Below are 25370 nucleotides of genomic sequence, written 5' to 3' on the forward strand. Positions count from 1 at the left end.
GGGCATTCGATACACAAGCTTCTGCTAAGCACCTTAAATACCAAAGGCGGTGCAAACTAACAATGCCATGTGTACCAAATCCCTATTATAAAACTTTGTTATGTTTGTTTTACGAGCCCGCCCAGAAAAACTCAACCCTAATACCACTTGGGTCGTAACACATTAAATGTTTTGCGGGCCCTGTCTTAACAAGCTCGGGACCAAACTCAATTTCGATTCCCGACGCCATAAATTGATCACGCAACTCATAGAGTTGCTTCTCAGTCTCTACGAGTAAAGCTAAGTGATGCAAACCAATATTCGTTTTTCTGTCAAATGGAGTGGCGGCATCAGCCTTAGCCGCCCATAGTGTAAGCATGATATGCCCATCACTCACAAATATTGCCGGGTAGTCTGGATTTCTTTTTACTTCACTCCAACCTAATTGTTCAGTGAAAAACTTCGCGCTTGCTTCTAGGTTAGATACGGTTAAACCTACGTGGTGTATGCCTTTTGTTAACACAGTCACTTTGTTTCCTTACTCGTTTTAATGGCTATCAAACAAAGATAACTCGACAAAAAGTAAGCATCAATACACATATATTGATTAACTTCGTCAATCTATTCGAATACGGTAATCCAACTGGAAACATAACATTGTAAACAAGAAACCCAATCTTGAACTAAAAATTAAACTTAGAGTTCATTCTTAAGTGCTGTATTAATCAAATACATTAATAGCCATAATATTTAAGCCAGCCTATAGGGCATATCATTCCATTAAAGGTTTGAATGTTCTTATTCAAGCTAACGTCTTCCAATTTGTAACAGTGAACAAAATTACTAGTCGAAGTAGATGCTGGTGTTGAATACGTCACAGGTTTAGAAGCGTTTGCTTTATGTATTTCATGTGCTCGCTGCTGGTCTATCGCCACTTGATTCTTATGATTGTTAACTTCTCGCAATCCAGATTCTAGGGGTAGGTGCCAATCCTTACATGTTGTTCCTAAACCATCATTCTGAGACTGATATTCTGATAACGCTACACGAGCTTCATTTACCGACTGATCGATATCGGACTGATCGACTAGCCAAGTAGAAAAAGAATAGTTAATGGCCTCTCGATAGTTTACGGATTGCTCTAAGCTATAAGCATCGGAGTGAAAACAGGCCTCTACCACTGCCCATTGAGTCGATAGGTTTGATAATACGTTTTCAGGTATAGGCTGAAGCTGGCTTTGCGTAGACTGGCAACCGGTTAGAAGAAAAGGGACAGAGAGTAGTTTTAGAAAAAATTTTTGGTTCATTTTAATTTTAAAATTAGTGCAATCTTTTTCATTATCATAATACAGGACGATTGAAGAAAGTAGCATTTCTATCAGTAAGGGAATATAGCTAACGTACTGATAAGGTGCGAGTAAAGCAATGCCAAAGCCCTTAACACACCTTAACTACGAATACTACCGCATAACAAAGATGCTATGCGGTAGCGGTAGTATTCAGGCTTGAACAGTTTGTCGCACGTTGCTCTCGCCTGACAGCACGGAAATTCTCTCAAAATCTCGACTCGGGAAGTCAGGGTCTACGTACACAAACATACGACTTATCATTTTTCCTTCAAACTCAAATACACTACAAAAACGCCCTGTGGAAACTTTGTTGTCCGGCCAAGAGGTACCATCACTCATTACGCCGCCTTCCTGTCCTTCAACAATGACCTTGTTTCCAGCAGTCGTTATTTGAAAGCCGTCTATGTCGTGCCAGATACTAATCAACGAGCTACCAATCCTATTGCCAAACTCCACTAAGGCACTCTTTCCTTTCGCTTGCCCAAATTTAGGAAAGAAAAAATCAACATCCTCTGAGAATAGATCCAGATAGCTAGGATCACCGGCATCTATTTTCTCGAAATACTTAACTACTAGCCCAACTAAATCGTCTTTTTCCATAATTATTTCACACCCATATAAGCTTTACGCACAACCTGAACGCTTGCATCTTAAACACAGAGTACATTTAAACTGAAATTGCCAAGAGTTGCGAATCTTATTGAAGTGCCTTGTTAGATGTAATCCGTTTAGCCTACGTATACACCATTGAAGTATTCGACGCGTTCTAACGTCATTCTTAACTTACATTCTTCAATCTGGACACCTTGCCAGGGTGAGGGTGTGGAAGACAGGCCCGTAAATTCACATTCGGCGTCTCTGTATTTTAGCCAAGCTCTTTGGGCCTTTCGAAATGGCTCTACCAGTTCGGTCTGAGACCATGTTTCCCTTAGTGCTTTTTCTTCCTCACCTATTCTAGTGATTGCTTCCTTGTAACTTTCGTTAAGCTCTTTATCTGCAGATTCCATTTTCTTTTCTACACACTGATAACCAGCCATAACGCCACCGCCTTTTACTTTGCAGGGATCTTCAACATCATCAGAGGCCAAGCAAGGTAAAGAAACCAACGCAAATATCATTAGTAATTTGTTCAAAATTGCCTCCAAGCTCCGAGTGCTTGTTAAACCGTTATCCGCTATTTTTCCTTTTTAATCATGCTTCTTTTTATCTGTGCCTTCAAAGATAAAATAGAAGGTTAGTGATTCTAGTGCCTAAATAGAAGGTAAAAGAAGATTGATACACGGATTAAATGACGCCTTAATCTGAGTTATTTTTAGTGGGCGTTTGGTGTTAATCTTTTCTGTGGAATCATTAGTTTGATGGCGTCTGAGGATGTTAATATGACTCCCATTGAATTTATTATCGCCCTGAAACACCTAGGTTGAATTAAGTGGTGAATATTCCCCTCCAATCATGAAGTTGGTTCAAAGGTAGGGCGATAAATGTTGCGATTCGTAATAAAAATTTATGCCAAGTGCAGTTCGCTATCGCGGCTTATATTGAGTCGGGCAATAACCTCTAATGATGTCTGAGTTTCGTAGCTTGTTGTGTTTTGTATTGCGCCCCGAAACCCTTTTACGCCACAATTTAAAGCTACTTGATTTGAGCCGGCTACGCATAAACTGAATCACGTCGGATTCATTCAAACCAAATTGAAATTCGATAGCCTCAAATGGGGTGCGGTCTTCCCATGCCATTTCTATTATTCTTGACTCAGTTTCCGAGGTCAGTTTCATTTCAAATAACCTATTTAAGAAAAGACATTGTTACGACGGAAATTGAGTCTTGGTTCAAATGTTCTTATATGCGTGCTTAGTGTTTAGCGACTTAACACCTACAAAAACTTCTCAATGAGGACTTCGTCTACGTATTTCCCACGAACTTTTGCATGCTTCTTCGCGGTCCCTACGATTTCGAAGCCTTGTTTGAGATAGGCTGATAACGCTCGGTCATTATCGCTGCGGACGTACGCAAATAGTTTTTCGTAACCCTTTTGTTTGGCTACTTCGAATGTCGATTTGAAAAGCTGTTTAGACACACCTTGGCCACGAGCACCGTCACTAACAAACGTACCAATTATGCCAACATGGTCAAAAGCTTTTGTATATTGTGCAAAGGGCTCGATATTTTGGAAACCAATGACTTGTGAGCTATTTTCGGATAAAGCGACTGTAAACACGCCCCGTTCTGGGAAATGAGTAATGAACTCTTTTTCTTCTTCAGGTGTGAAAGGCGTATCTAATACAGTGTATAAACCTTCAATAATGATGGGATTGAGGACGTTTGTAATGCCTTCAGCATCACCTAAAGTTACCTGACGTACAATTAAATTCATGCCACTTAGCTCCTATTAAAATTAGGGCTGTTTTGTACATGAGTTGGAGACTTGCGGCAACAAGTAACGTCATTAAGTCGTAAAGAATATACCTATTACACTTAAGCGGCGGTTAATAGTGCTGATTGTTACTTTAGTATTTCTGATATATCACTTTTTAAGTGACGGCTTAACTTCTACAGAATATTTCCACATCACGACCCCGTTTTCTACAAGATCATAACTCGCGCTTTGACCCTCGGAGTTGAGTACAAATACCGGCATTTCCATCCTTGACGTAGCGCCATCTCGGTTGCATGACATGGTAGCTTCAAGCTGTATGCTATTTTTGCTCGGTTCTGAAAGGGTTCCTAAGTACGCGCAGCCGTCGACAAAACTGGTTTTGCTTTTTCCTTTAGAGGATATTTCAAAAGTCGGAAAAATGAATGTTGATTGAGGCTCTGTTACTACCACATTGACTTGATAGTTCGTCGCTGAAAAAGCATTGAAATGAGCTCCAAGCATAAGTAAGAACAAGATTTTTGATTTCATAAACTCTTCTTTATTTCGATATTACTAGTTTGGTAACGGCGCTATTAACGTGACCACTTAATCTAAAACTTTACTGCGTAAGCATTAAAAAGGATACAAAGGTAGAGTAGTTGAATATGGTTAATCGGCCGTAAATAGTTTTATTAAGAGATCTTACATACCTAAAAGAGGTAAGTTCTTTCGCTTTTGATAGGTTAATGCTAATTCTAAACAGGTCTTGATTGAAGCTTCTGGCAAAGGAGCGGATAAAGATAGAATTATTGCTCGATTACCCTGAAACTCAAGTGAGTCACTATACAGTTCGCGGAATGTGTCGACGAGCTTAGTTTGGCAATTAAAGAACAGATAATAACGACTAGGCGTTTTCTGTTTCCAATCCATCCTTACCGGGCTACCTGTTTTCACACTGTAGCTTGGCTCTCCCCATTTTAGAGATTCTTCAACTTCCCCCAGTTTTAATTCAGAAGCGATAGTTAAGACGATATTTCGTAGCTCTTCTATACGAATACGCACATGTTTTGGATACTCATCAAATCTTGCCTTCACTGCATGGTTCATTGGTATCTCCTATAAATAGCGCTGTTTTGGGGTGAAGCCCAAGCATACTTTGGCTATGTAGCAATTACGTCATAATGTTATTAATCAATAAATCTAGCACATAGCCAAAATACTAAGCGTAAGGGTTTCCCTCGGTTACGTTTAGGATGCTCTGGGTGAAAACATGATGATTGACATGCCAAGCATAGCGACAGAAACCCCCACTATGTCCCAGAGCGTTGGTCGAACGCCGTCGATACACCACAACCATAGAATTGCGACAAAAATATAGACACCACCGTAAGCGGCATAAACTCTGCCAGTTGCGGTAGGATGTAAAGATAGAAGCCAAGCAAACATAGCAAGGCATAGCGCTGCTGGTACCAAAAGCCAAACTGACTTATCTTCCTTTAACCAGAGATAAGGTAAGTAGCAGCCTAATATTTCTGCAATGGCGGTTATAAAGAAAAGCCCAATGGTTTTGACTTCAGTCACTTAAACATTCCTATCTTTTTCTACAAATATATGAGGCTGGTTAAATGGGCAATTGCTCGGCTCATTACATTTCGCCCAGCTTAATCTTGGATTGAGCCTCACTCACGGTTTGTTTACCGAATAACAAATCCATCATCGAAATGATTCGTTTGTTGTCTTTACCCCATTTATCTGGATTCGCGCTGTTTGGTGCTTTAAATTCAACTTGTCCTACTTTTTCGTTATTTTTGTAGGCTTTGATCTGAGCATCAGCGATAAATGTTCTAAAATCCCAGCTCCAGCGTGATACGTAAGTAAGTGTCAGCTCAGAGCTAACAGGAGGAGTGCCATCGCTTACGACTGTGCATTTGTGGGCGGTATCCAAACACCAGTCTTGCATCGAATCTAAGAAAACATCTCGCGTGGCGTTGTCTTTTACGATGGTGATTTCCTTGCTCTGATTTTCTTTCGAGATTGTTTCTACCGTATACTTTGGTGCCGCACATGCAGCTAATAGAATAGGCAAGCTTAGAATGATGAGTTTTTTGTGCATCTTATGTCTCTTTTTTTTTAAATTTATATATTCAAACAACTTCAAGATACTGAGTTCAACGAGAATAACTAACAAGCATGGCAACTGTTATTAACAAAACCTTTAGAGTAGAAGGGTTTGTTTCGGGAGTATGCCAATGTCTCGATGCAAAATAATTAGTAAGAGATTGCTATTGCGTTATGTTAACTCTTGAACTTATGTCCGTATCAATGTCCAGAATTCTTCGCATTGAAGTTTTTGAAGTGCAATTCTAACGGAATTTTAAATTGCTGCATAATGCTCAATTAAGAGGAATAGGGGAGCTTATCGTTAAACATAACGTGTAGTGCTGTAAATTGGTCCCTAAGACTAAGCTAAAAGGGCCTAATGTTTTAAAATAGCTTCTTGTCTATTCTGTTGTGTGAGTTTTCAATGTTGTCTCATACTAGCCACTTAAAAGAGCGCTGTAAGAACTCGTCTGCATTATCAAGGACGATTTCACCGTGAGCCATAACCAATATATTAGGTTTCCAAGACAGCAATTTATTTAAGTGTTTTCGAGCCTCTTGTTTGCTAAACATAAAACTTAGGCGCCAATCCAAAGGCATTTTTCCATTCGGAGCAAGAATACCGGCCCCTTTAGCCACAAACCGCTGCCAGTAGTTAAAGTCCTGGCCAGAAAAATTCTCGACGAGGTCAGTAACAATTAAGGTCTTTGAAAGTCGATGATAAAACACACACTCTTCCATTAATGGAGAGCCAGAAAATAGTTCTTGTTCAATCTCAGAGTTCCAAGCATTACCGCCTTGGTTAAGTGAAGCGTGAAAGTGTATATCACGGCACTTCTTAATGACTTCATCTGTGCCATAAATTTCTGCGCTAGGATAGGCAAATACCCATTCAGATAAGAACAAGTGGTGTAAATGATTAGGAGCGATTAAGTATTTCACTTGGCCTAGATTGTTGATTTGCTCTTTAATCGAATTTGATAACTGAATTGGACTATGAACCCAAAGGCCACCATCAGAAAGCCTAACAATAGTCATACGAGTGGTGTATGGGAGTCCTAAGAATTGGACGGGATCTCCGTCAAATATCCATATCTCATGGGCTAACTTTTTCATGTCTCTCCAACCGTTAACACTGTATTAAGGCGGCATTTAAGTTACTCAAAAGCTGCCTTGTTGCACAATAAACGCTTCGCTAAGCGTAAACCAAAAATATTAGGTTTACCAAACCCTTATTGAGTGCAGCTGTACATCTTTGAGTATTTTTATACTGAACGCGCGTAAAGTAGTTTTAAGAGGATCATTTGACTTGATAGAACAAAACCCCGCTATTTTTGAGCAGGGTTTTGCAATTAGATAAAGGGGCTAACCGATGATGAAGAAGAAAATCGCGGTTGCAACAATACCAATCAACGCATAAGGAAACTGTGTGGTTGCGTGTTGCATTGCTGTACAGCCTGAACCTTGTGCAGATAACACGGTTGAGTCACTAAAGAAACAAGAGTGGCTCCCTGCCGCTGATGCTGAAAGCAGCGCTGCAACGGTTAAGTGTAGAGGCACACCAAGCTGTTCGCCCAAAGGTAGAACAATTGGCATCGCTACTGCAAACGTTCCCCAAGACGATGCCGTTGCAAATACCAACGCGCCCGTAATCATAAAGATAATCGCAGGGAAGTAAGACGCTGACAGGTAAGGGCTGACGGTCTCAATGACATACTGCGTGACGCCCAATGAGTCGTTGACCGATTTCAACATGAAACCACCAATAACGGTCGCAAGCGGCAGTAGCATAACTTTAATGCCATCATAAACAGCTTCGAACATGTCGTTCATCGAGATCAGTTTTTGTGCGCCGTAAAAGCTAATAGTAAAGATTAACGCGACGAAAACACCAGCAAGTAGATCGATACCAAAATACCAACTTGCGGCAACAAGTACGATCATTGGTAACAAGAAGTTGACAAGGCCCATGGTTGGGTTGGTATGTGCAGATACATCGGGACCAAAGTCGACATCTGTTGCACCGTCTGGACGAACTTGACCATTCTTCGCACGCTTTTCTGCCTTTTTCATCGCACCTAGATCTGGGATCTTTTCCATTGCAACCAGCAAAACAATCACCAGCGTTACCCAGCCGTAAGCCATGTATGGAATAGCTTCAATGTATGCTTTGATACCATCTCCCGCTTCTGCTACTCCGTTTGCTTCTAGCAACGAACTGAAGAAAATTGCCCAAGTGGAAATCGGTACGAGGATACAGATAGGCGCGGCGGTTGAATCCACAAGATATGAGAGCTTTTCACGCGAGATTTGGTAGCCGTCCGTAACTTTTTTCATTGAGGAAGAAATTGCAATCGCATTCAAATAATCGTCGATAAAGATCAGAATACCTAAAGCAAAGGTCATCAGCATCGATTGCTTACGGCTTTTTACTTTCGTGACCAGCATGTCGGAGAAGCTTAAGATACTGCCGCCTTTCTCCAAAATAGCAATTAGGCCGCCCATCAAACCACAAACGAGGATGATCCAAGCAATAGTTTCATCCATCATTACCCTCATGGAAATATCAACAATCTGTTCCACCGCTTCAGTTGGGTTAAGCAGAAGAACACCGGCAATAGCGCCGCTAAAGAGGGCTTCCACAGTTCGGTGTGTTGTCAGCGCAAAGACCAATACCAACGCCGTTGGTAAAAGACTCATCCATCCGTAGGCTTCGCCTTCCTCATGGTTCAAACCGATTGTGGTAAAAAAGACAAACGTCGCAACCGAGATTAAAGAAACAATAATGTGTTGAGAGTTGATTTTAAGAGGCGCATCCAGCGCCTTGGTCTGCGTAGTCATAAAGTTCATTTCCTTTGTTTATGCCGAGTGCAACATCCAGTCGATTTCCAATGGAGTAATCGCTCGCTCAAATTCTGCGAGTTCACTCTGTTTGCAAGCTAGATACAAATCGATAAAATCTCTTGAGATGTATTGAGCTAGCTCACTGTGCTCCAGTCGCTCTAGAGCTTCTGACATACGCAGAGGTAACTCAATTGCATCATCACTGAGAGTCGGTGGACATTGATCTTTGGTGTAGCTTTCACTCGCTAATACTGCGGAAAGTACTACTGCAGCGAGAATGTATGGGTTAACGTCAGCGCCTGCTATACGATGCTCTATACGGCGATTTTTGCTATCGCTGATAGGCACACGCAACGCAACACCGCGGTGGTTTTCTCCCCAATCGGCTTTGGTTGGGACGTAAGCGCCAGGAACAAAGCGACGGTAAGAGTTAACGTTAGGGCAGATTAGGGCCATGGCATCGGATGTTTGTGACAGCATCGCTGCCATGGTTTGATAGAAGAAGGCGCTCGCTTGACCGTCTGGCTGGCTAAAGTGGTTGTTACCATCTGTATCAACCAAGCTGAGGTGAATGTGCATGCCATTACCCGCTTGCTCACTAAAAGGTTTCGCCATAAATGTGGCGTCAAATCCGTGCTGATGAGCGACCTGGCGAATCAAGCGTTTTGCGATGATGATTTCATCACATGCTCGAAGTACATCTTTAGAATGGTTGAAGTTGATTTCGAACTGCCCTGGTGCCGATTCAGATAGGGCTCCGGAAGTGTTTAAACCTTGTTCTAATGCAATTCGATTAAGGTCGGCCAAGAAATCAGCGTAGTCATCTAGTCCATCAAGGTCGTAAACCTCGGTATCTTTTTCTCGAGTTTTTTTCGTGGGGTTAATTGCCGTTAATGGTTCGCCATTTTCGCCGCGGGTTTTGTCTATTAAATAGAACTCCAGCTCGAGCGCGACACAAGGATATTGGTCTTTAGCATGCAGTGTTTGCAATATAGAAGCGAGAATGTTTCGGATGAACAGTGGGTTAGGGTGCTGCCCAGTTTCATCCATCATACTAAGCAGTAGCTGACCAACTTGTTCTTTTGCCGTCGGCATTAAGGTGCCGCTGATTGGATAGCAGAGATTATCTGGTTCTCCGAGATCTTCTCCCAACCCGGCCGTTTCAACGACGTTACCTTTGGTATCTAGGGTGATGGTCGAAAGGGGGAGGGCAACACCTTTATTCAGTTTTTCTAGAGCATCTATCGGGATGCGTTTTCCTCTTGGGGTGGCATTTATATCGGTAAAGATGAGATCGATAAATTCAATATCGGGCCATTTTTGTTTAAAATTTTGTACTTCCTGTAGATACGATTCCATTTTCTTCTCCAAATAGCCTGACGAGTAGAAATTAGAAATAACCAAATTAACAAATAAATTACAGTACTCTGAGCGAGTTGTTTGTTTTTTAGGTTATTTTTAATTTAAACATGCACTTACACTGTGTTTTTGATGTTTAACGGCTGGTTTTTATGTCTTTCTGTTAACTATTTTGTAACAGTTGGTTTTGTTTTGTTCAATATAATGAGCATAAATATTCAGTTTTGAAGCCTAAAAAGTGCGTCAGATCACGTTGTGACGATAATAATGGTCATCTGTGTTGATAATTTTGTACATGGTTTGTAGGGTTTGTGTTAAATAAATTGAACACGGACATATCATGGCAGATACACACAAACCCATCATTGGTGTGGTTAGCTGCGCTAAAGAGTTGGGTGGCTATCAGATACAAGCGGTCAACGACTTTTACCTTCGCGCCATAAAGGATTTTGGAGGACTACCGATTATGTTGGCTCCCGACATGTCGGGCGATGACGTAACCACCATCCTAGACATATGTGATGGTTTTCTTTTTCCTGGCAGCCACTCTAACGTTGCGCCACATCGATACAATGCAACGCACGAAGAGAGCTACAAAGATGAAGCTCGTGATGAGCTCTCATTCACGTTAATTCGTCATGCGGTTGACCAAAACATTCCGTGCCTTGGTATTTGCCGCGGCTTTCAAGAGATGAATGTCGCACTTGGTGGCTCGTTAAACCCAGCCGTTCATGACTCCGGCTTCAATGACCATCGTGAAGCGCCTGTTGAAGATTTCGAACAAAAATACGCGCCAGCACACGCTGTGCTAGTTCAAAAGCAGAGCTTATTTGAACAATGGCTGGTGCAAAATCATTGGGAAAACACCACCTTCTTTGAAGTGAACACACTACACAACCAAGGCGTCGATCAGCTTGCTCCTCTATTACAAGTAGAAGCTAAAGCCCCGGATGGCTTGGTAGAAGCATTTAGTCTTCCTAATCAAAAATTTTTCGTTGGCGTGCAGTGGCACCCAGAATGGGAAGCAAAAACCAATCATTTCTCTCAAATTTTGTTCAATGAATTTATGATGGCTACCTCTCGTTAAACGTTTGGAGCTGTATGAATGGACAATCAAGAGATTGGTAAAAATATTGTTCAGTTACGAAAAAAACATGGATTGTCACAAAGGGAACTAGCCGAGCGCGCTGGTATTACCCACAGTGCGATCTCATCCATTGAAAATGGCAAAGTGAGCCCGTCGGTCAGCTCACTACAAAAAATCGTTAATGTATTTTCTTTATCGTTATCAGAGTTTTTCACTTTTGAACAACCTTCGAACGATGAAGTGAAAGTAGTCATCAAGCCGTCAGATCTTGTGGAAATCGGGAGCGAGACGGTGTCCATGAAACTGGTAACGAATGGCGACAAAGATCAAGTCATCGGATTCTTGATCGAGGAATACGCACCTTATGGAACCACTGGTGCGGCAGAAATCAAACACGAAGGCGAAGAGATTGGCACCGTATTAGAGGGTGAAATCACTCTGGAATATAAAGGGCAATCTCATGTCATAACAGCGGGCGAGTCGTACATTATTGATACGACGAAGCCCCATCGATTTACAAATCACACAGACAAGGCTTGTCGAATGATAAGTGCGCATACGCCAACCACATTTTAGTGGGGGCTTGCCTTGTGTGATCACAAGGAGAGCGTATGAAAACCCAAGAGCAATGGATTGAACTAAAAAACAATCTAAACATCGAAAACAGGGCGTACATTAACGGTGAATACAGTGCCGCTTTGACAGGGCAAACCATCCCGGTAGTTAACCCAGCAACAGATGAGATATTCACCGAAATCGCCCGTTGCCAAAATGAAGATGTTGATCTCGCGGTTTCATACGCTCGCCAAGCATTTCAATCCGGTCAGTGGAGCGAGAGCAGCCCAGCTCATCGCAAAGCAGTGCTTAAACAGTTTGCTGACTTGATTGATCAAAACCAAGAAGAATTGGCTCTGCTAGAAACGCTTGATACCGGTAAGCCTATCTCTCACAGCTTCTCTACCGATATTCCTGGCGCGGCGAGTGCATTACGCTGGTACGCAGAAGCAATCGACAAAGTATACGGCGAAGTTGCCCCAACCGAAAAAGATGTACACGCTTTTATTTCTCATCAACCAATTGGTGTGGTTGCTGCGGTTGTACCGTGGAACTTCCCCCTTTGGCTTGCGTGCTGGAAGCTTGGCCCTGCTTTAGCCGCTGGTAACAGCGTGATTCTAAAACCGTCAGAAAAATCTTCTCTCACCGCGATATTCCTAGGTCAACTTGCTTCTCGAGCGGGCTTGCCAACAGGCGTTTTCCAAGTCGTTACGGGTTTTGGTCATGAAGCTGGCGACGCGCTGGCGAAACACCAAGACGTAGACTGCATCGCCTTCACAGGCTCGACGCGCATTGCAGGTCAACTGATGGTCAGATCGGGTGAGAGCAACCTAAAGCGTGTGTTTGCAGAAGCGGGCGGCAAGAACGCGAACATCGTGTTTGAAGATTGTGATGATTTAGACCGCGCAGCAGCAGACACCGCTGCAGGGTGTTTTTACAACCAAGGTGAGGTGTGCGTCGCGGCAACCCGCCTGCTTGTTCACGAAAGCATCAAAGAGCAGTTTATAGAAAAAGTTATTCAAGCGTCGAAAGCGTTCACGCCAAAAGACCCAATGGACCCAAGTTCATCAATGGGTGCGCTCATCGACCAAGATCATAAATCAAAAGTATTGGAATACATCTCGTTAGGTGAATCAGAAGGTGCAAACGTACGTTGTGGCGGCGATGTCGATGGGCAGGGCGCATTTGTTTCCCCAACCATTTTAGACAACGTCGACAACAAGATGCGTGTCGCCCAAGAGGAAATTTTTGGTCCGGTGCTGTGTGTCATTCCATTCAAAGACGAAGCGCAAGCAATCGAGATCGCTAACGATTCGAAGTACGGCTTAGGCGCGGCACTCTGGAGTAGCAATATCAACCGCGTTCATCGCGTAGCAAAACGACTGCAAGCCGGCTCGGTTTGGGTTAACAACTACAACGAAGGTGACATGACGGTTCCATTTGGTGGATTCAAAATGAGCGGAAACGGTCGAGACAAGTCTCTCCACGCGATTGAAAAATTCACCGAAACCAAAACCACTTGGATTCGCCTCCATCCTTAAGCCTGCTGACGATTACGATAAATAAAGGAATAGTTCTATGAACAAGCATACGGATTCGTTCTACGCGCACTCTGTGCCAAACATGCCGGAATACCCACAATTGCAAGACAACATCGAGTGCGATGTGTGTGTAGTCGGTGCGGGATTCTCTGGTCTTTCTTCTGCACTACACCTAGCGGAAAAAGGTTTTAAAGTTGTTGTGTTAGAGAGCGCAAAAGTGGGCTTTGGAGCAACTGGTCGTAACGGTGGCCAAATCGTTAACAGCTACAGCCGAGATGTTGACGTGATTGAAAGCCGTTACGACCAAAACCAAGCCAAAGCTCTGTGCGATATGATTTTTGAAGGCGGCGATATCATCCGTGGTCTGATCGACAAATACGACATCAACTGTGATTACAAGCAAGGCGGCTTGTTCACGGCACTGAATAGTAAACAACTCAAAGGGCTAGAAGAACATAAGAAGAACTGGGAGCGTTACGGCAACGACCAATTGACTCTGCTTGACGCAGGAGAGGTAGAACAAGCGGTAGGTACGAAAGTGTACACTGGCGGTTTGCTGGATATGCGCGGTGGTCACATTCACCCGCTAAAACTGGCATTAGGTGAAGCCGCTGCGTTTACGTTTCTAGGTGGTCAAATCTTTGAGCAGTCGGCGGTCGTGTCGATTGATAAAGGCATTAACCCAGTAGTGAAAACAGCGCAAGGCAGCGTGAAGAGCAAGTACGTGGTACTGGCAGGTAACGCCTACCTTGGTGGTTTGGCACCAAACATCAGCAACAAAGCGATCCCGTGCGGCACACAAGTGGTGGCGACTCAGCCTTTGAGTGATGAGCAGCTAAAACAAGTGCTGACCAGTGACTACTGCGTTGAAGACTGTAACTACTTGCTTGACTACTTCCGCTTAACCGCCGACAAGCGTTTGTTGTTCGGAGGTGGCGTGGTTTACGGCGCACGTGACCCAGAAAACATTGAAGCACTGATCCGTCCGAAGATGGAAAAAGTCTTCCCACAATTGAAAGGCATCAAGATTGATTACACCTGGACGGGTAACTTCTTGCTGACTTACTCACGCATGCCGCAATTTGGCTCGTTTGCAGACAACATTTACTACCTACAAGGCTACAGCGGTCACGGCGTAACGTGTACTCACCTAGCAGGTAAGTTGTTGGCTGAAACCTTGACTGGACAAGCAGAACGCTTTGACGCGTTTGCGGCTCTGAAACATTACTCCTTCCCGGGTGGCCGCCACTTCCAAATTCCGTTTACGGCAATGGGCGCGGCTTACTACAACCTACGTGACAAACTGGCGATTTAAGAGATAAGGAATATCCAATGAGCAAAGTAGTGAAATTTGCAGCCCTTCAACTGACGAAAAGCTGGGATCTGGAAGATAACTTAGCCAAAGCAAAAAAGGCGATTCGTGAAGCAGCACAAAACGGTGCGAACGTGATTCTTCCTCAAGAGCTGTTCGCCACGCCTTACTTCTGCAAAAAACAAGAAGCGAAGTATTTCGAGCTCGCAGAAGAGACGGCAAATAGCCACCTTATTCAGGAAATGAGCGCACTGGCGAAAGAACTCGGCGTGGTTATTCCTGTTAGCTACTTTGAAAAAGCGGGCAACACGTTTTTTAACTCGCTAGTGATGATAGATGCCGATGGCACGGTACTAGATAACTACCGCAAGTCACACATTCCTGACGGTCCGGGCTACAGTGAAAAGTACTACTTTAGCCCTGGCGATACCGGTTTCAAAGTGTGGCAAACCAAGTTCGGTAAGTTCGGTGCTGGCATTTGCTGGGACCAATGGTTTCCAGAGCTTGCGCGCAGCTTGGCTCTGCACGGCGCGGAAGCGATTTTCTACCCAACTGCAATCGGTTCTGAGCCTCAAGATCCAACACTGGACTCGCGTGATCACTGGCAACGTACAATGCAAGGTCACTCGGCAGCAAACCTCGTTCCAGTGATTGCGTCAAACCGAGTGGGCACTGAAGTCGATGATGGTATCGAGACGACGTTCTACGGCTGTTCTTTTATCACTGACCACACTGGTGCAAAAATTGCCGAAGCACCGCGTGAAGGTGAAACCATCATTTACGCAGAAATCGACCTCGCTACGACAGCGAAAGCGCGTCACGCGTGGGGCTTGTTCCGCGACCGTCGTCCAGACCTTTACACCAGCGTTGGCAAACTAGCTGTTTAAAGAGGCGTTAAAATGAAGTTATCGACAACACCAGCGCAGGATGGCTTCTATTTTCCGGCTGAGTTTCAGCCGGTTAGTGAAGTTTGGCTAGCGTGGCCAGAAAGGAAAGACAATTGGCGTGATGACGCATTACCCGCGCAAGAAACCTTCGCCAGAATCGCGAACTTAATCGCGGAAGTGACCAAAGTGTGTGTGGCGGTGTGCTCGCACAACTTTGACCGAGCTCGTCAAATGCTTCACTCAGATGTACGTTTGGTGGAAATCCCATTTAACGATGCGTGGATGCGAGACATCGGGCCGACCGTGCTTGTTAACCGAGCGGGCGAGCGCCGTGGGATTAGTTGGCAATTCAACGCGTGGGGCGGCGAATACAACGGGCTTTACGACAACTGGCAGCAGGACGATCTTGTCGCTGGCTCGGTGTGCGACATCATCGGTATAGATTATTACCGCGCACCGTTTGTACTTGAAGGTGGGGCGATTCACACCGATGGTGAAGGCACCCTTTACACCACAGAAGAGTGCTTGCTTAGTCCGGGGCGAAATCCGCAATTGAGCAAAGCGCAAATCGAAGAGCAGTTAAAGGTGTATCTCGGTATCGAAAAAGTCATTTGGTTGCCAAATGGTTTATTCAATGACGAAACAGACGGCCATGTTGACAACCTGATGCACGTTATCGCACCGGGTAAGGTGGTACTGAGTTGGACCGATGACTCAAGTGATCCGCAATACGCGTTGTCTCGTCAAGCGGAACAAGTACTGAAATCTCAGCACGATGCGAAAGGGCGCGAGATTGAAATTGTCCGTTTGCCATTACCAGGTCCGTTGCATTACAGCGAGCGCGAAGCCAATGGCATTGACGCCAGTTCAGGAATGAGTCGACAAGCTGGCGAACGTCTAAGTGCCTCTTATGCGAACTTTCTTATCGTCAACGGACATGTGTTCTTACCAATGTTGGATGAAGACACCGACGCTATTGCGATCGATATTTTGCAAAACGCGATGCCGGAATACCAAATCATCGCGATACCGTCGAGAGAGGTTCTACTCGGCGGAGGGAACATTCACTGCATTACGCAGCAGATCCCTGCTTAAACATAAGCTCGCCGCTGACTCAGCGGCGATGATGAGTTGTCAAAAGGAATGACCATGCAACAGATACAAAACCAAAGCCTTGTTTCGTTTATGGTAGCGAACCCACAACAGGGCATTGCAGTGACTAATCCGGCGACCGGAGAGCTTCTTGGGTACGCACCAGTCTCAACCGAAAATGACATTTTAAATAGCATTGAACGTGCCAGTGTCGCGCAGAAAGAGTGGGCGGCACTGCCAGCAAAAACGCGCGCTGGCATGCTCAATCGTTGGTTCCAACTCCTGCTAGAAAACAAATCCGATCTTGGCCGTTTGATGACGTTAGAGCAAGGTAAGCCGCTGGCTGAAGCTCAAGGTGAAGTGCTTTACGGCGCGAGCTTTATCGAATGGTTTGCTGAAGAAGCGAAACGTACCTACGGTGAGACGATTCCTGCGCCAAGTGCAGACAAGCGTTTGGTGACAATCAAACAGCCAATTGGTGTTGCCTGTGCGATTACACCTTGGAACTTCCCAATTGCGATGATCACGCGCAAAGCAGCGCCAGCTTTAGCGGCAGGCTGTAGCTTTGTGGTGAAACCATCTGAATCTACGCCGCTGTCTGCGTTTGCGGTTGCAGAGCTCGCCTATCAAGCGGGTATCCCGCGCGCTGTGCTGCAAGTGGTTCTAGGTGAAAATTCCCGTCAGGTAGGTGCTATCTTCACTTCACACCCGTTGATTCGTAAGTTGTCTTTCACTGGCTCTACTCAAGTCGGTAGCGTGCTGATGCAGCAAAGCGCGGTTGACATCAAACGTACCTCAATGGAGCTTGGTGGCAACGCGCCGTTTATCGTATTCGATGATGCGGATATTGATGCAGCCGTGGCGGGTGCGATGGCGTCGAAATTCCGTAACGCAGGTCAAACGTGTGTGTGTGCGAACCGTTTCTACGTACACAGCAAAGTGTATGACGAGTTCGTTGCTAAGTTCGACGCTGCGGTTCAGCAGCTCAACGTCGGTAACGGCTTAGAAGAGGGCGTAAACATCGGTCCTGTGATCAGCGAATCGGCAAAGCAAGGCATTCAAGCGCTAATCGACGGTGCTATTGAACAAGGTGCTAAGCCAGTTACAGAACTTAAAAAGCTGGATGGTCTATTTATGCAGCCAGTGGTTCTCAAAGACGTTACTCACGACATGAAGATTGTCTCCGAGGAAATCTTTGGCCCTGTCGCGCCAGTGATTCGCTTTGACAGCGACGCACAGCTGATCGAAATGGCGAACGACACCATCTATGGCCTCGCGTCGTACTTCTACAGCCAAAACATTCACCGTGTTTGGAAAATCGCAGAAGCGCTCGAATACGGCATGGTCGGCATTAACGAAGGCATGATTTCTACTGAAGTCGCTCCTTTCGGTGGTGTTAAGCAGTCCGGCATCGGACGCGAAGGCGCAAAACAAGGTATCGATGAATATATGGACGTGAAATATCTCTGCTTTGGCGGCAACTAATTAAGGACAAAACAATGACAAACCAACAACTACACGAAAGAAGAAGCCAAGTTATCGCTCAAGGCATGGGCGCACTGTACCCACTTTACGTCGAGAAAGCAGAAAACGCTTACGTATGGGATATTGAAGGCAACAAATACATCGACTTTGCAGCGGGTATCGCGGTGACTAACACCGGGCATTCTCACAAGCGCATTAGCGAAGCGGTAAAAGCTCAGTTGGATAACTTTTCGCACACCTGCGCGATGGTTACGCCATACGCGTCATTCGTTGAGCTGGCTGAAAAGCTGACAGAACTTGCACCAGGTGAGACTAAGAAGAAAGCGATCTTTCTTACTACTGGCGCCGAGGCGGTCGAAAATGCCGTAAAAGTGGCACGCGCTCATACAGGCCGTAGCGGCGTGATAGCGTTTAAAGGCGGCTTTCATGGTCGCACAAACATGACTATGGGGTTAACTGGTAAAGTTGCGCCGTACAAAGCGGGCTTTGGTCCTTTCCCGAACGAAATCTACCACGCGCCGTACCCAAATGCGTTTCACGGCATCAGCGTTGAGCAAAGTTTACAAGCGATCGACGATCTATTTGCTTGTGATATTGAACCATCACGTGTTGCGGCGATCATCTTCGAGCCAGTACAAGGTGAGGGCGGCTTCTACAAAGCACCTGAAGCGTTTGCACAAGGCTTGCGTCAACTGTGTGACAAGCACGGTATCATGCTGATTGCGGATGAGATCCAAACGGGTTTTGCCCGTACCGGTAAAATGTTTGCGACGGAGTACCTAGGCATTGAACCCGATCTAATGACAATGGCGAAAGGCATTGCTGGTGGTTTCCCAATCTCAGCTGTTGTTGGTAAAGCGGATGTAATGGACTCCGCACTGCCTGGTGGTTTAGGTGGTACTTATGCAGGCTCGCCACTCGGTTGTGTTGCTGGTCTTGAAGTGCTGAAAATCATCGAAGAAGAAGATTTGTGTGCTAAAGCGATGGGCATCGGTGAAGTGGTCAATGCACGTATGACCAAACTGCAACAATCTGTGCCTGCTATTGGTGAAATCCGTACTACGGGTGCGATGATGGCGATTGAATTTACTGACCCAGAATCAGGTAAGCCGCTACAAGAGATGACCAAATCGGTGATTTCTAAAGCGCAAGAAAATGGTCTTATCCTGCTTTCTTGTGGGGTAAAAGCGAACGTGATTCGTCTGTTACCTCCACTGACCATCGAATCTGACGTGCTAAATGAAGGCCTAGATAAGTTGGAAAAAGTGATTCTTGAAGTGGCGTAATTCACGCACTTTTAAATAGCAATAACAAATAAAGGAAGCGGTTGGCATCAATCGTTTCCTTTTTGTTTTTTAGCGTATCTGCTGCCTATCTAAAAAGTATTGCTCAAGATCCAAGTTGTCACTTTTATTACGGATGACTTAACAGTTGGGCTCGTTCTTACTTTTCACTTAGTCGCTACTTTGTTCTCCTCGAATGTGGTTTGGTGCTCACATTCTAAATCCCGACATCTGAAAGCCACTTGAGTCTATAATTTTATTGAGCGTCATTCCTCACTTTTTGGACTATAAAAATGAGATAGTATTCATATACCACTTAGGTTGCTTGACAGATTAGCAGGACGAACTTTGATAACAAAGAATACAAGGTATGCCATTTTACTCGGCTTAGTTCCCATCGCCATATTTGTAGTGGCCTTTCATTCGATAACCAACTTTTACGTCAACTCGGTAAAAGCGTCGAAAATAGATGCTTACGTAGATTATTTAAATCAAAGGTCTGCCTATTTGGACGGAGCAATAGTGAAGCAGATTGCTCAGTTAGATTTTACTTGTAGTGATAGTGATGTAAGAACTTTACGCGACCCACGTTTTTATAACCGTTACATTCGTTTTATTGCGATGACCACAGAAGGCGGAAAAACGTGTTCCACGGTTGGTAGTGAAGTGTCTCGCCCATCTAGTAGTGAACGATTTCAGATGGATGAGAACTTTTTCGCATCACTTATTTTGCCGCAACAGAATGACCAAATAGAGTGGATGGTCATTTATGATAATGAACACGTTGAAGTCTTCTGGGTGCTTGATAACAGTTGGGTTAACGAGGTAATAAAAACGCCTTGCAAAGACTGCCTATTTGTAGAGTTTAAGTATGATGAACCAATATTTGGTGATTTAACGATAAGCCGTGGCAAAGCGAATATTGCAGGAGAAGAAAACGCACTCTCAAAAGAGTTTTTCTTTTCAGGAGAGTCTCAAGCCAACATGCTCATCAAGATATACAGCGGTGAAAAACTTAAAAATTATGCTCAGGAAAGAGTACTTTTGTGGGGCGGTCTTGTAAGTGTGCTTGCTGGTCTTGCGACTGCCTTTGCATACATATCTGGTAAAAGCTTGAGAAAATCCATTACTGGTCTAATTGAAAATGGGATTAGTAATGCAGAATTTATTCCTTACTACCAGGCGATTGTCGATAGTCGCGATGGTAAGACAGTAGGATACGAAGCTCTGATTCGATGGTCGCGGCGTGATGGAATGGTGCCACCAAATATGTTTATTGGTGCTGCAGAAGAAAGTGGCCTGATTATCCCGATGACCAATCAGCTTATTCGTAAAATCATACAAGACTTAAGTGACTTGCCCGAGCATACGTGGGTCAGCATCAATATTGTTTCCTCCCATTTAGAGTCAGGCGTATTAACGAAGTTGCTGTCGGAGTTAAATTGGCCAATCTCGAATAGAATTCATTTTGAGTTGACCGAGAGAATACCAGTAAAAGACACTGAGGCCGCGAAAAAAGAGATTTTGTATTTAACGAATAAAGGCTACAAGTTCAAAATTGACGATTTTGGTACCGGATATGGTGGCTTTTCTTACCTACAAGATTTGGGCATCCGATGTTTAAAAGTGGATAAGATGTTTATTGATCCAATAGGATCTGACGACCAAAAATTGAAAGTGCTGGACTCAATTGTGTCTGCAGCGAACAAAGCGGAATGTGAGATGATTGCAGAAGGTGTAGAGAGCCAGGCTCAAGTCGAATATCTGGCTCAGCATGCGATTTACCTTATTCAAGGTTATGTTTACGCTAAACCAGAGCCCCTGACTAACCTTGCAAGCGCTTAATAGCCATAACGTCATAACATCCCGCTTTAAAGGTGCCAGTTTCCTAGGTTAGCGCTGATTTCTGCTGGTAGGCTCACACTTGAGGATTCCTAACACTCTCATTACTCCTAGAGTGTTAGGAATTAACGTTACTTAGGAGGAGAGTGCGGCTCTTTTCGTTTTGATTGACGTAATGAGCTGAGGTAGTAATGACATTACGATCATTCCCAGCATTAAGCTGTATTGCAGAGGAGTGAACGTTTCCCCCAATAGCAGTAGGCCCGAAACAATGCCTGCGACTGGGTTTGCAATACCACCAAAGGTAAAATCTACGACCGACATCCGCTGTAATAACCATACATACATGCCATACCCTAATGCGGTGTTCAGAATAATTACCCACAGTAACCCTAGAATATTCGTCATGGATACGTCCTGAACGACTGTAACATATGGCTCTGGATTGTTTATCGCCAGCACACTTGTTGCGATAGACATAATCACGCCACCCAAAATGAGCTGCCATGTTAGCACTGTCCACCAGTGCATTTTTGTACCTAGTGACTTTGTTACGCTACTTCCTATCACGATGCACATAATGGCGGAGATCATCGCAAGTAAGCCCACGGGTTCGAGAGAAATAGAGCTAGGATCAAATAAGAACCAAGCTAAAGCAATCAAAGTTGCGCCGCTTATCGCTTGAATGCCACTAGGCTGACGTTTGTAGACCGCCCAACCAAACAGCATCGCAAAAACGGGGACCGAAACCATACCAACACCAGAGATGGCAGAAGGAAGCGTCAACGCCATGACAAAAATGAGACCAAAGAAGCAAGCGATGTTGATGGTTCCTAAAACAAGCAGCACCTTCCACTCACTTCTTTTTGGAAACGAGGGCTTTATTGCCAGCAACAAAAGACCCGCAGGCAGTGCCCTTAGAGCGCCAAGTAAAACGGGAGGCCAGTCCGGTAGAGTAAACTGAGTAACAGCGTAAGTCGTCCCCCAAAAAAAGGCAGGAATCATCGCAAGTAAAATGTTCATGTTAAATATCTTTATGTAGAGATAATTAAATGTAACGATATCGGCAAGGTGGCTTTTTGTAAAGTATCTTTATGTTAAAATAAAAAACATATGATGTTTGGAGAGAAATAATGGATGCAATTGATAGAGTGGTAGAGCAGTGGGCTAGGGAGAAGCCAGACCTCGACACTGAACCGATGGCAATAATGGGTCGACTAATGCGAATTGCAAAACACATGGAATCTAGGGTCGCCGAGCTACATAAGAAGTACGATCTGAAAATGGGTGAATTTGATGTGTTAGCGACACTGCGTCGAGCTGGTTCACCATATTGTCTTACTCCCTCAGCGTTAATAGAGTCGATGATGCTCACTTCGGGTGCGATGACTAATCGCTTAGATAAACTAGAGAAGAAAGGGTTTATTACCAGAACCCATAGTAAAGAAGACCGACGTAGCGTCACCGTTGAACTAACAGAGCAAGGCTTAACCTTAATTGACAAGCTAATTTTGGAGCATGTAGACGTTCAGCAATCGTTATTGCATGGTTTAGAAGGCAATGAAAAAGCGCAGGTTAACCAGGCGTTAAAATTGCTATTGCCACAATTTGAATGAGAACGCAGAAGGAGGTAGGGGATATGAAAAGCAAAGAACTAGAACAATACTTAAGTACCTTCATGTGTGCAGAAAGCGATTTCCCATTTGGGCCTGAAGCGGTTGTTTACAAAATCAAAGGCAAGATGTTTGCCATCATTGCAGAGAGAAACGGTCGGGAGTATGTCAGCGTAAAAGTAAAACCAGAAGATGGAGAAGTCTTAACGTCGCAGTTTACGGACATTATCCCGGGTTATCACTTAAATAAGCGTCATTGGATAACGGTTTATTTTAACGGTGATGTCGAGGATGGGTTGATTCAAGACTTGTGTGAACGCTCTTATGCTCTTGTCGTTGCCAAGCTGCCGAAAGCACAACGAGCGTTGCTTGGTGAGTAATCGGCAACGCACTGGCCTCTGTTGTTTTGTCGCTCGTTGCTCGTAGCCTTTACGGAAAAATTCGCACCTTTTTCATCCTCGGGCTATATAAGAATAAGAAGGTGGAAAAGGGGAATGATATGCGAGCATTATCTGAATGGCTAAAAGAATACGGGGAGAGTCACCAAAACCCTATCAACCAAAAGATTCACACAATCGCAGTTCCAGGTATCTACCTTTCTGTGGTTGGACTTATTTGGTCGATTCCCCAGATTTCATTATTAGGCTTCGAACTTAATTGGGTTTGGGTAGCAGTGATCCCCACTTGGGTTTTCTATTTTCGTTTGTCTCTGAGCGTATTCATGATGATGATCGGCTACACATTAGCGTGCATTGGCCTTATTTGGTCTCTAGAGGTATTGATGTTGCCCGTTCTGCATATTTCTATGCTTTTGTTTGGCGTATTGTGGATATTGCAATTTATCGGTCACAAGATTGAAGGTAAAAAACCGTCGTTTTTTGAGGATTTACAGTTTCTACTCATCGGCCCGATTTGGGTGTTCAGAAAACACTAGCGACAAGCAAAATCAGGCATCATCCGAATGACACAAGACATATAACGTTCAGAGATTATGTAGCTCTTACTACAGAATACCTCTCCTTCTTATTGCCACGACAAGCATTCACTTTAGATACGCACTATGATTAAAGAGGTGCCAACGCACTTTACGCTATCGAGATACTTAAACTTACGGCAAGTTTACTTTAGGGGGATGAATGTACGACCGACAATATAAATATGCCTATTGGAGAGAAGAGCGTAAAAAAGGCAAATGGCACTATATATTAAAGTCCTTCTTTATGATTTGTTGTGCATTACTGCTTGGTAAAGTCATCGGTTTGTTCATTTTGGGAGAGCTGCATTCTTTAAGCGACATTTGGGAACAACTCCCTGCGGATGTTTTTATTATGATGCTCGTGGGCTTTCCAATTAGTGTCCTTGGTTGGTACCACGAAGAGTCAAAGTTTTTCCGGGCACTGCGACGCAAAGAAAAGCGGTTAAAAGGCAATCAAAACAAACCGAAATAGAGTAACCTTTGTCTCTGTTTGGATTGCCACTTACCTATCTGAACGATTCTATCCCTTCCAGTCGTTTAGCGTTTAGTTACGTGTTGCAAAAAGCCTTCTTAATACAGCAGCCCCAGTGTTGTGGAAATTGGTACTGTAAGAAACATTAAAAAACGAAGTTGAGCATTAGCGTATAAAGGCTCGCACTGTCATCCTTTGGGGCTGATGAAAACGCGCCAGAGCTATTATTGTAGGCGTTGAACCTTTGCCATTCTGCGTTCAGGGAAACGTTGTAATCTAGGTCATATCTCAACCCGAGTAAGAAACTGTCTCCACTTTTTTTATCCCGACTATTAAACTGCTGACCGTAAACAATATAAGGAGTCAGCTTGTTTACATTATAACTTGTTGTCGCGTACCAAGATGAGGAAAGATTGCTGGTCTGTCCTTCTGCCATAATCACAATGTTATCGAGCTCGTATCTTAACCCTAGAGAGAACAGATCGATCGTGTTGTTTTTTTCTGTTTCAACTAGACGGTCAATGATTGTGGTTCCGCCACCGGGAGTGGACTGCTCAATGTTAGAGAGCGTCGTTGTTTGATCATAATCGCCGTGGAGGTAGGAAAAATTCCAACGATAGCTCTCTCCGCTTAGCGTTAAGTTCATCCCTGCAGTATTGTTTGACTCAATTTCCAATTCAGTACGTTCATTGATGGTTACGTCACTATTGTCTTTAAACCCGACAAACGGCATGGCGGTAAGTACGACTTGCTCATTGAGGTCATGAATCCAGCGTGCAGATAGGCCGTTATAAGCCGTGATACCTAGAATGCTGTCATATACCTCATTCGGTGGGCGGGCTTGGGTAAAAGCGTGGCCGACATAGTTGTACTCAGACATCAAAAACAGTGGCAGTCTTAAGCGTCCTCCTCGTATTTCTATGTTTTGATAGGTATAAGCCAAATACGCCCACTCGAGCTGAGGCGAGCTCCAATGGTCTTGCGGGCGCTTTACGACTTGTGCGGATGCCCGAAATGCCTTGTGAAAATAATCGAGCTGCATGCCGAAAGTGGTATCGCAATCGAAACAAGATTCATCGCCAATAAAGCGGTTAACTAGTAACGTAGTTGGGTTATCGGATTTTGCCCACGAAGTAGAGCCAAAACCACTTAAAGAAAGTTGTTCTGTTAGTTCAATCGTGGCTGAGCTCGGAAAGGTCGCGATACTCAGCGATAACATGGTTAAATATTTTTTCATA

The 25370-nt window shown here is 44.3% G+C and carries 28 protein-coding genes; 13 read left to right on the top strand and 15 right to left on the bottom strand.

Going from position 1 to position 25370, the window contains the following annotated elements:
* Positions 1–109: 109 nt before the first annotated feature.
* From R7Q38_RS07860 to R7Q38_RS07920, 13 genes are all read right to left on the bottom strand, one after another.
* Positions 110–508: a VOC family protein gene (locus tag R7Q38_RS07860; RefSeq protein ID WP_031780991.1), complete on the bottom strand. Its 399-nt coding sequence runs from the start codon at positions 506–508 to the stop codon at positions 110–112.
* Positions 509–713: 205 nt separating this feature from the next.
* A complete protein-coding gene (locus R7Q38_RS07865; protein ID WP_239939272.1) occupies positions 714–1352 on the bottom strand; it encodes a hypothetical protein in 639 nt (212 codons plus the stop codon).
* A gap of 126 nt (positions 1353–1478) precedes the next feature.
* Complete coding sequence (locus tag R7Q38_RS07870) at positions 1479–1928, bottom strand: nuclear transport factor 2 family protein (protein WP_005377826.1); 450 nt, start codon at positions 1926–1928, stop codon at positions 1479–1481.
* Positions 1929–2056: 128 nt separating this feature from the next.
* Positions 2057–2446, bottom strand: coding sequence for a lysozyme inhibitor LprI family protein (locus R7Q38_RS07875; protein WP_239939273.1), 390 nt, complete (start codon positions 2444–2446; stop codon positions 2057–2059).
* Positions 2447–2851: 405 nt separating this feature from the next.
* Positions 2852–3103, bottom strand: a complete 252-nt coding sequence (locus R7Q38_RS07880) for a TIGR03643 family protein (protein ID WP_005377824.1) — start codon at positions 3101–3103, stop codon at positions 2852–2854.
* A gap of 98 nt (positions 3104–3201) precedes the next feature.
* Positions 3202–3702: a GNAT family N-acetyltransferase gene (locus R7Q38_RS07885; RefSeq protein WP_137281925.1), complete on the bottom strand. Its 501-nt coding sequence runs from the start codon at positions 3700–3702 to the stop codon at positions 3202–3204.
* 150 nt (positions 3703–3852) lie between these two features.
* The gene (locus R7Q38_RS07890; protein ID WP_047100679.1) at positions 3853–4233 is read right to left on the bottom strand and encodes a hypothetical protein; all 381 of its coding nucleotides are present in this window, start codon (positions 4231–4233) and stop codon (positions 3853–3855) included.
* 153 nt (positions 4234–4386) lie between these two features.
* Complete coding sequence (locus R7Q38_RS07895) at positions 4387–4791, bottom strand: DUF1801 domain-containing protein (RefSeq protein WP_017633973.1); 405 nt, start codon at positions 4789–4791, stop codon at positions 4387–4389.
* A gap of 141 nt (positions 4792–4932) precedes the next feature.
* The gene (locus R7Q38_RS07900; RefSeq protein WP_005377819.1) at positions 4933–5265 is read right to left on the bottom strand and encodes a YnfA family protein; all 333 of its coding nucleotides are present in this window, start codon (positions 5263–5265) and stop codon (positions 4933–4935) included.
* A gap of 64 nt (positions 5266–5329) precedes the next feature.
* The gene (locus tag R7Q38_RS07905; RefSeq protein WP_005385757.1) at positions 5330–5797 is read right to left on the bottom strand and encodes an Sbal_3080 family lipoprotein; all 468 of its coding nucleotides are present in this window, start codon (positions 5795–5797) and stop codon (positions 5330–5332) included.
* Positions 5798–6216: 419 nt separating this feature from the next.
* Positions 6217–6900, bottom strand: a complete 684-nt coding sequence (locus R7Q38_RS07910; protein ID WP_086046699.1) for a DUF4336 domain-containing protein — start codon at positions 6898–6900, stop codon at positions 6217–6219.
* 249 nt (positions 6901–7149) lie between these two features.
* Positions 7150–8625, bottom strand: coding sequence for a Na+/H+ antiporter NhaC family protein (locus R7Q38_RS07915; RefSeq protein ID WP_239938549.1), 1476 nt, complete (start codon positions 8623–8625; stop codon positions 7150–7152).
* An 18-nt stretch (positions 8626–8643) separates the two neighbouring features.
* Positions 8644–9987: a glutamine synthetase family protein gene (locus R7Q38_RS07920; protein WP_017820915.1), complete on the bottom strand. Its 1344-nt coding sequence runs from the start codon at positions 9985–9987 to the stop codon at positions 8644–8646.
* Between the two features lie 340 nt (positions 9988–10327).
* Between R7Q38_RS07920 and R7Q38_RS07925 the strand changes: the two genes are divergently transcribed.
* The 9 genes from R7Q38_RS07925 to R7Q38_RS07965 all read left to right on the top strand — a co-directional run bounded on the left by R7Q38_RS07925 (position 10328) and on the right by R7Q38_RS07965 (position 21074).
* The gene (locus R7Q38_RS07925; protein ID WP_005377814.1) at positions 10328–11074 is read left to right on the top strand and encodes a gamma-glutamyl-gamma-aminobutyrate hydrolase family protein; all 747 of its coding nucleotides are present in this window, start codon (positions 10328–10330) and stop codon (positions 11072–11074) included.
* An 18-nt stretch (positions 11075–11092) separates the two neighbouring features.
* On the top strand, positions 11093–11650 hold the full coding sequence (puuR, locus tag R7Q38_RS07930) for an HTH-type transcriptional regulator PuuR (protein ID WP_005377813.1): 558 nt from the start codon (positions 11093–11095) through the stop codon (positions 11648–11650).
* Between the two features lie 35 nt (positions 11651–11685).
* Entirely contained in the window at positions 11686–13170 is a 1485-nt protein-coding gene (locus R7Q38_RS07935) for an aldehyde dehydrogenase (protein ID WP_064376924.1), read from the top strand.
* A gap of 37 nt (positions 13171–13207) precedes the next feature.
* Complete coding sequence (locus R7Q38_RS07940) at positions 13208–14485, top strand: NAD(P)/FAD-dependent oxidoreductase (protein ID WP_239938550.1); 1278 nt, start codon at positions 13208–13210, stop codon at positions 14483–14485.
* Between the two features lie 17 nt (positions 14486–14502).
* Positions 14503–15369 carry an N-carbamoylputrescine amidase gene (gene aguB / locus R7Q38_RS07945; protein ID WP_239938551.1) on the top strand — a complete coding sequence of 289 codons (867 nt, stop codon included), beginning with the start codon at positions 14503–14505 and terminating at the stop codon, positions 15367–15369.
* 12 nt (positions 15370–15381) lie between these two features.
* A complete protein-coding gene (aguA, locus tag R7Q38_RS07950) occupies positions 15382–16464 on the top strand; it encodes an agmatine deiminase (RefSeq protein WP_239938552.1) in 1083 nt (360 codons plus the stop codon).
* Positions 16465–16518: 54 nt separating this feature from the next.
* The gene (locus R7Q38_RS07955) at positions 16519–17946 is read left to right on the top strand and encodes an NAD-dependent succinate-semialdehyde dehydrogenase (RefSeq protein ID WP_222712215.1); all 1428 of its coding nucleotides are present in this window, start codon (positions 16519–16521) and stop codon (positions 17944–17946) included.
* 14 nt (positions 17947–17960) lie between these two features.
* A complete protein-coding gene (gabT, locus tag R7Q38_RS07960) occupies positions 17961–19232 on the top strand; it encodes a 4-aminobutyrate--2-oxoglutarate transaminase (protein WP_206957281.1) in 1272 nt (423 codons plus the stop codon).
* Positions 19233–19577: 345 nt separating this feature from the next.
* A complete protein-coding gene (locus tag R7Q38_RS07965; RefSeq protein WP_239938553.1) occupies positions 19578–21074 on the top strand; it encodes an EAL domain-containing protein in 1497 nt (498 codons plus the stop codon).
* A gap of 132 nt (positions 21075–21206) precedes the next feature.
* Here the strand turns inward: R7Q38_RS07965 and R7Q38_RS07970 are convergent, their stop codons facing one another.
* Positions 21207–22094, bottom strand: coding sequence for a DMT family transporter (locus R7Q38_RS07970; RefSeq protein WP_064353868.1), 888 nt, complete (start codon positions 22092–22094; stop codon positions 21207–21209).
* 110 nt (positions 22095–22204) lie between these two features.
* Between R7Q38_RS07970 and R7Q38_RS07975 the strand changes: the two genes are divergently transcribed.
* The 4 genes from R7Q38_RS07975 (at position 22205) to R7Q38_RS07990 (ending at position 24132) form a co-directional block, all read left to right on the top strand.
* The gene (locus R7Q38_RS07975) at positions 22205–22687 is read left to right on the top strand and encodes a MarR family winged helix-turn-helix transcriptional regulator (RefSeq protein WP_053350391.1); all 483 of its coding nucleotides are present in this window, start codon (positions 22205–22207) and stop codon (positions 22685–22687) included.
* A gap of 23 nt (positions 22688–22710) precedes the next feature.
* Complete coding sequence (locus R7Q38_RS07980) at positions 22711–23064, top strand: MmcQ/YjbR family DNA-binding protein (RefSeq protein WP_005377801.1); 354 nt, start codon at positions 22711–22713, stop codon at positions 23062–23064.
* Positions 23065–23183: 119 nt separating this feature from the next.
* On the top strand, positions 23184–23618 hold the full coding sequence (locus R7Q38_RS07985) for a DUF962 domain-containing protein (protein ID WP_005377800.1): 435 nt from the start codon (positions 23184–23186) through the stop codon (positions 23616–23618).
* 202 nt (positions 23619–23820) lie between these two features.
* On the top strand, positions 23821–24132 hold the full coding sequence (locus R7Q38_RS07990; RefSeq protein WP_225466644.1) for a hypothetical protein: 312 nt from the start codon (positions 23821–23823) through the stop codon (positions 24130–24132).
* 145 nt (positions 24133–24277) lie between these two features.
* Here R7Q38_RS07990 and R7Q38_RS07995 read toward each other — a convergent pair whose 3' ends face one another.
* The gene (locus tag R7Q38_RS07995; protein WP_025766727.1) at positions 24278–25369 is read right to left on the bottom strand and encodes a hypothetical protein; all 1092 of its coding nucleotides are present in this window, start codon (positions 25367–25369) and stop codon (positions 24278–24280) included.
* Position 25370: the final 1 nt, after the last annotated feature.

The organism is Vibrio sp. Vb0598, from assembly GCF_033338935.1.
Taxonomy (GTDB): domain Bacteria; phylum Pseudomonadota; class Gammaproteobacteria; order Enterobacterales; family Vibrionaceae; genus Vibrio; species Vibrio alginolyticus.

What these genes read in the sequence shown, in the direction of transcription:
- R7Q38_RS07970 (WP_064353868.1), bottom strand. Translation starts at nt 22,094, where the DNA reads ATGAACATTTTACTTGCGATGATTCCTGCCTTTTTTTGGGGGACGACT.
- R7Q38_RS07990 (WP_225466644.1), top strand. Translation starts at nt 23,821, where the DNA reads ATGTACGACCGACAATATAAATATGCCTATTGGAGAGAAGAGCGTAAA.
- R7Q38_RS07920 (WP_017820915.1), bottom strand. Translation starts at nt 9,987, where the DNA reads ATGGAATCGTATCTACAGGAAGTACAAAATTTTAAACAAAAATGGCCC.
- puuR (WP_005377813.1), top strand. Translation starts at nt 11,093, where the DNA reads ATGGACAATCAAGAGATTGGTAAAAATATTGTTCAGTTACGAAAAAAA.
- R7Q38_RS07915 (WP_239938549.1), bottom strand. Translation starts at nt 8,625, where the DNA reads ATGACTACGCAGACCAAGGCGCTGGATGCGCCTCTTAAAATCAACTCT.
- R7Q38_RS07980 (WP_005377801.1), top strand. Translation starts at nt 22,711, where the DNA reads ATGAAAAGCAAAGAACTAGAACAATACTTAAGTACCTTCATGTGTGCA.
- R7Q38_RS07910 (WP_086046699.1), bottom strand. Translation starts at nt 6,900, where the DNA reads ATGAAAAAGTTAGCCCATGAGATATGGATATTTGACGGAGATCCCGTC.
- R7Q38_RS07905 (WP_005385757.1), bottom strand. Translation starts at nt 5,797, where the DNA reads ATGCACAAAAAACTCATCATTCTAAGCTTGCCTATTCTATTAGCTGCA.
- R7Q38_RS07865 (WP_239939272.1), bottom strand. Translation starts at nt 1,352, where the DNA reads ATGCTACTTTCTTCAATCGTCCTGTATTATGATAATGAAAAAGATTGC.
- aguB (WP_239938551.1), top strand. Translation starts at nt 14,503, where the DNA reads ATGAGCAAAGTAGTGAAATTTGCAGCCCTTCAACTGACGAAAAGCTGG.
- R7Q38_RS07935 (WP_064376924.1), top strand. Translation starts at nt 11,686, where the DNA reads ATGAAAACCCAAGAGCAATGGATTGAACTAAAAAACAATCTAAACATC.
- R7Q38_RS07985 (WP_005377800.1), top strand. Translation starts at nt 23,184, where the DNA reads ATGCGAGCATTATCTGAATGGCTAAAAGAATACGGGGAGAGTCACCAA.
- R7Q38_RS07940 (WP_239938550.1), top strand. Translation starts at nt 13,208, where the DNA reads ATGAACAAGCATACGGATTCGTTCTACGCGCACTCTGTGCCAAACATG.
- R7Q38_RS07975 (WP_053350391.1), top strand. Translation starts at nt 22,205, where the DNA reads ATGGATGCAATTGATAGAGTGGTAGAGCAGTGGGCTAGGGAGAAGCCA.
- R7Q38_RS07890 (WP_047100679.1), bottom strand. Translation starts at nt 4,233, where the DNA reads ATGAAATCAAAAATCTTGTTCTTACTTATGCTTGGAGCTCATTTCAAT.
- aguA (WP_239938552.1), top strand. Translation starts at nt 15,382, where the DNA reads ATGAAGTTATCGACAACACCAGCGCAGGATGGCTTCTATTTTCCGGCT.
- R7Q38_RS07880 (WP_005377824.1), bottom strand. Translation starts at nt 3,103, where the DNA reads ATGAAACTGACCTCGGAAACTGAGTCAAGAATAATAGAAATGGCATGG.
- R7Q38_RS07875 (WP_239939273.1), bottom strand. Translation starts at nt 2,446, where the DNA reads ATGATATTTGCGTTGGTTTCTTTACCTTGCTTGGCCTCTGATGATGTT.
- R7Q38_RS07925 (WP_005377814.1), top strand. Translation starts at nt 10,328, where the DNA reads ATGGCAGATACACACAAACCCATCATTGGTGTGGTTAGCTGCGCTAAA.
- gabT (WP_206957281.1), top strand. Translation starts at nt 17,961, where the DNA reads ATGACAAACCAACAACTACACGAAAGAAGAAGCCAAGTTATCGCTCAA.
- R7Q38_RS07955 (WP_222712215.1), top strand. Translation starts at nt 16,519, where the DNA reads ATGCAACAGATACAAAACCAAAGCCTTGTTTCGTTTATGGTAGCGAAC.
- R7Q38_RS07895 (WP_017633973.1), bottom strand. Translation starts at nt 4,791, where the DNA reads ATGAACCATGCAGTGAAGGCAAGATTTGATGAGTATCCAAAACATGTG.
- R7Q38_RS07870 (WP_005377826.1), bottom strand. Translation starts at nt 1,928, where the DNA reads ATGGAAAAAGACGATTTAGTTGGGCTAGTAGTTAAGTATTTCGAGAAA.
- R7Q38_RS07995 (WP_025766727.1), bottom strand. Translation starts at nt 25,369, where the DNA reads ATGAAAAAATATTTAACCATGTTATCGCTGAGTATCGCGACCTTTCCG.
- R7Q38_RS07885 (WP_137281925.1), bottom strand. Translation starts at nt 3,702, where the DNA reads ATGAATTTAATTGTACGTCAGGTAACTTTAGGTGATGCTGAAGGCATT.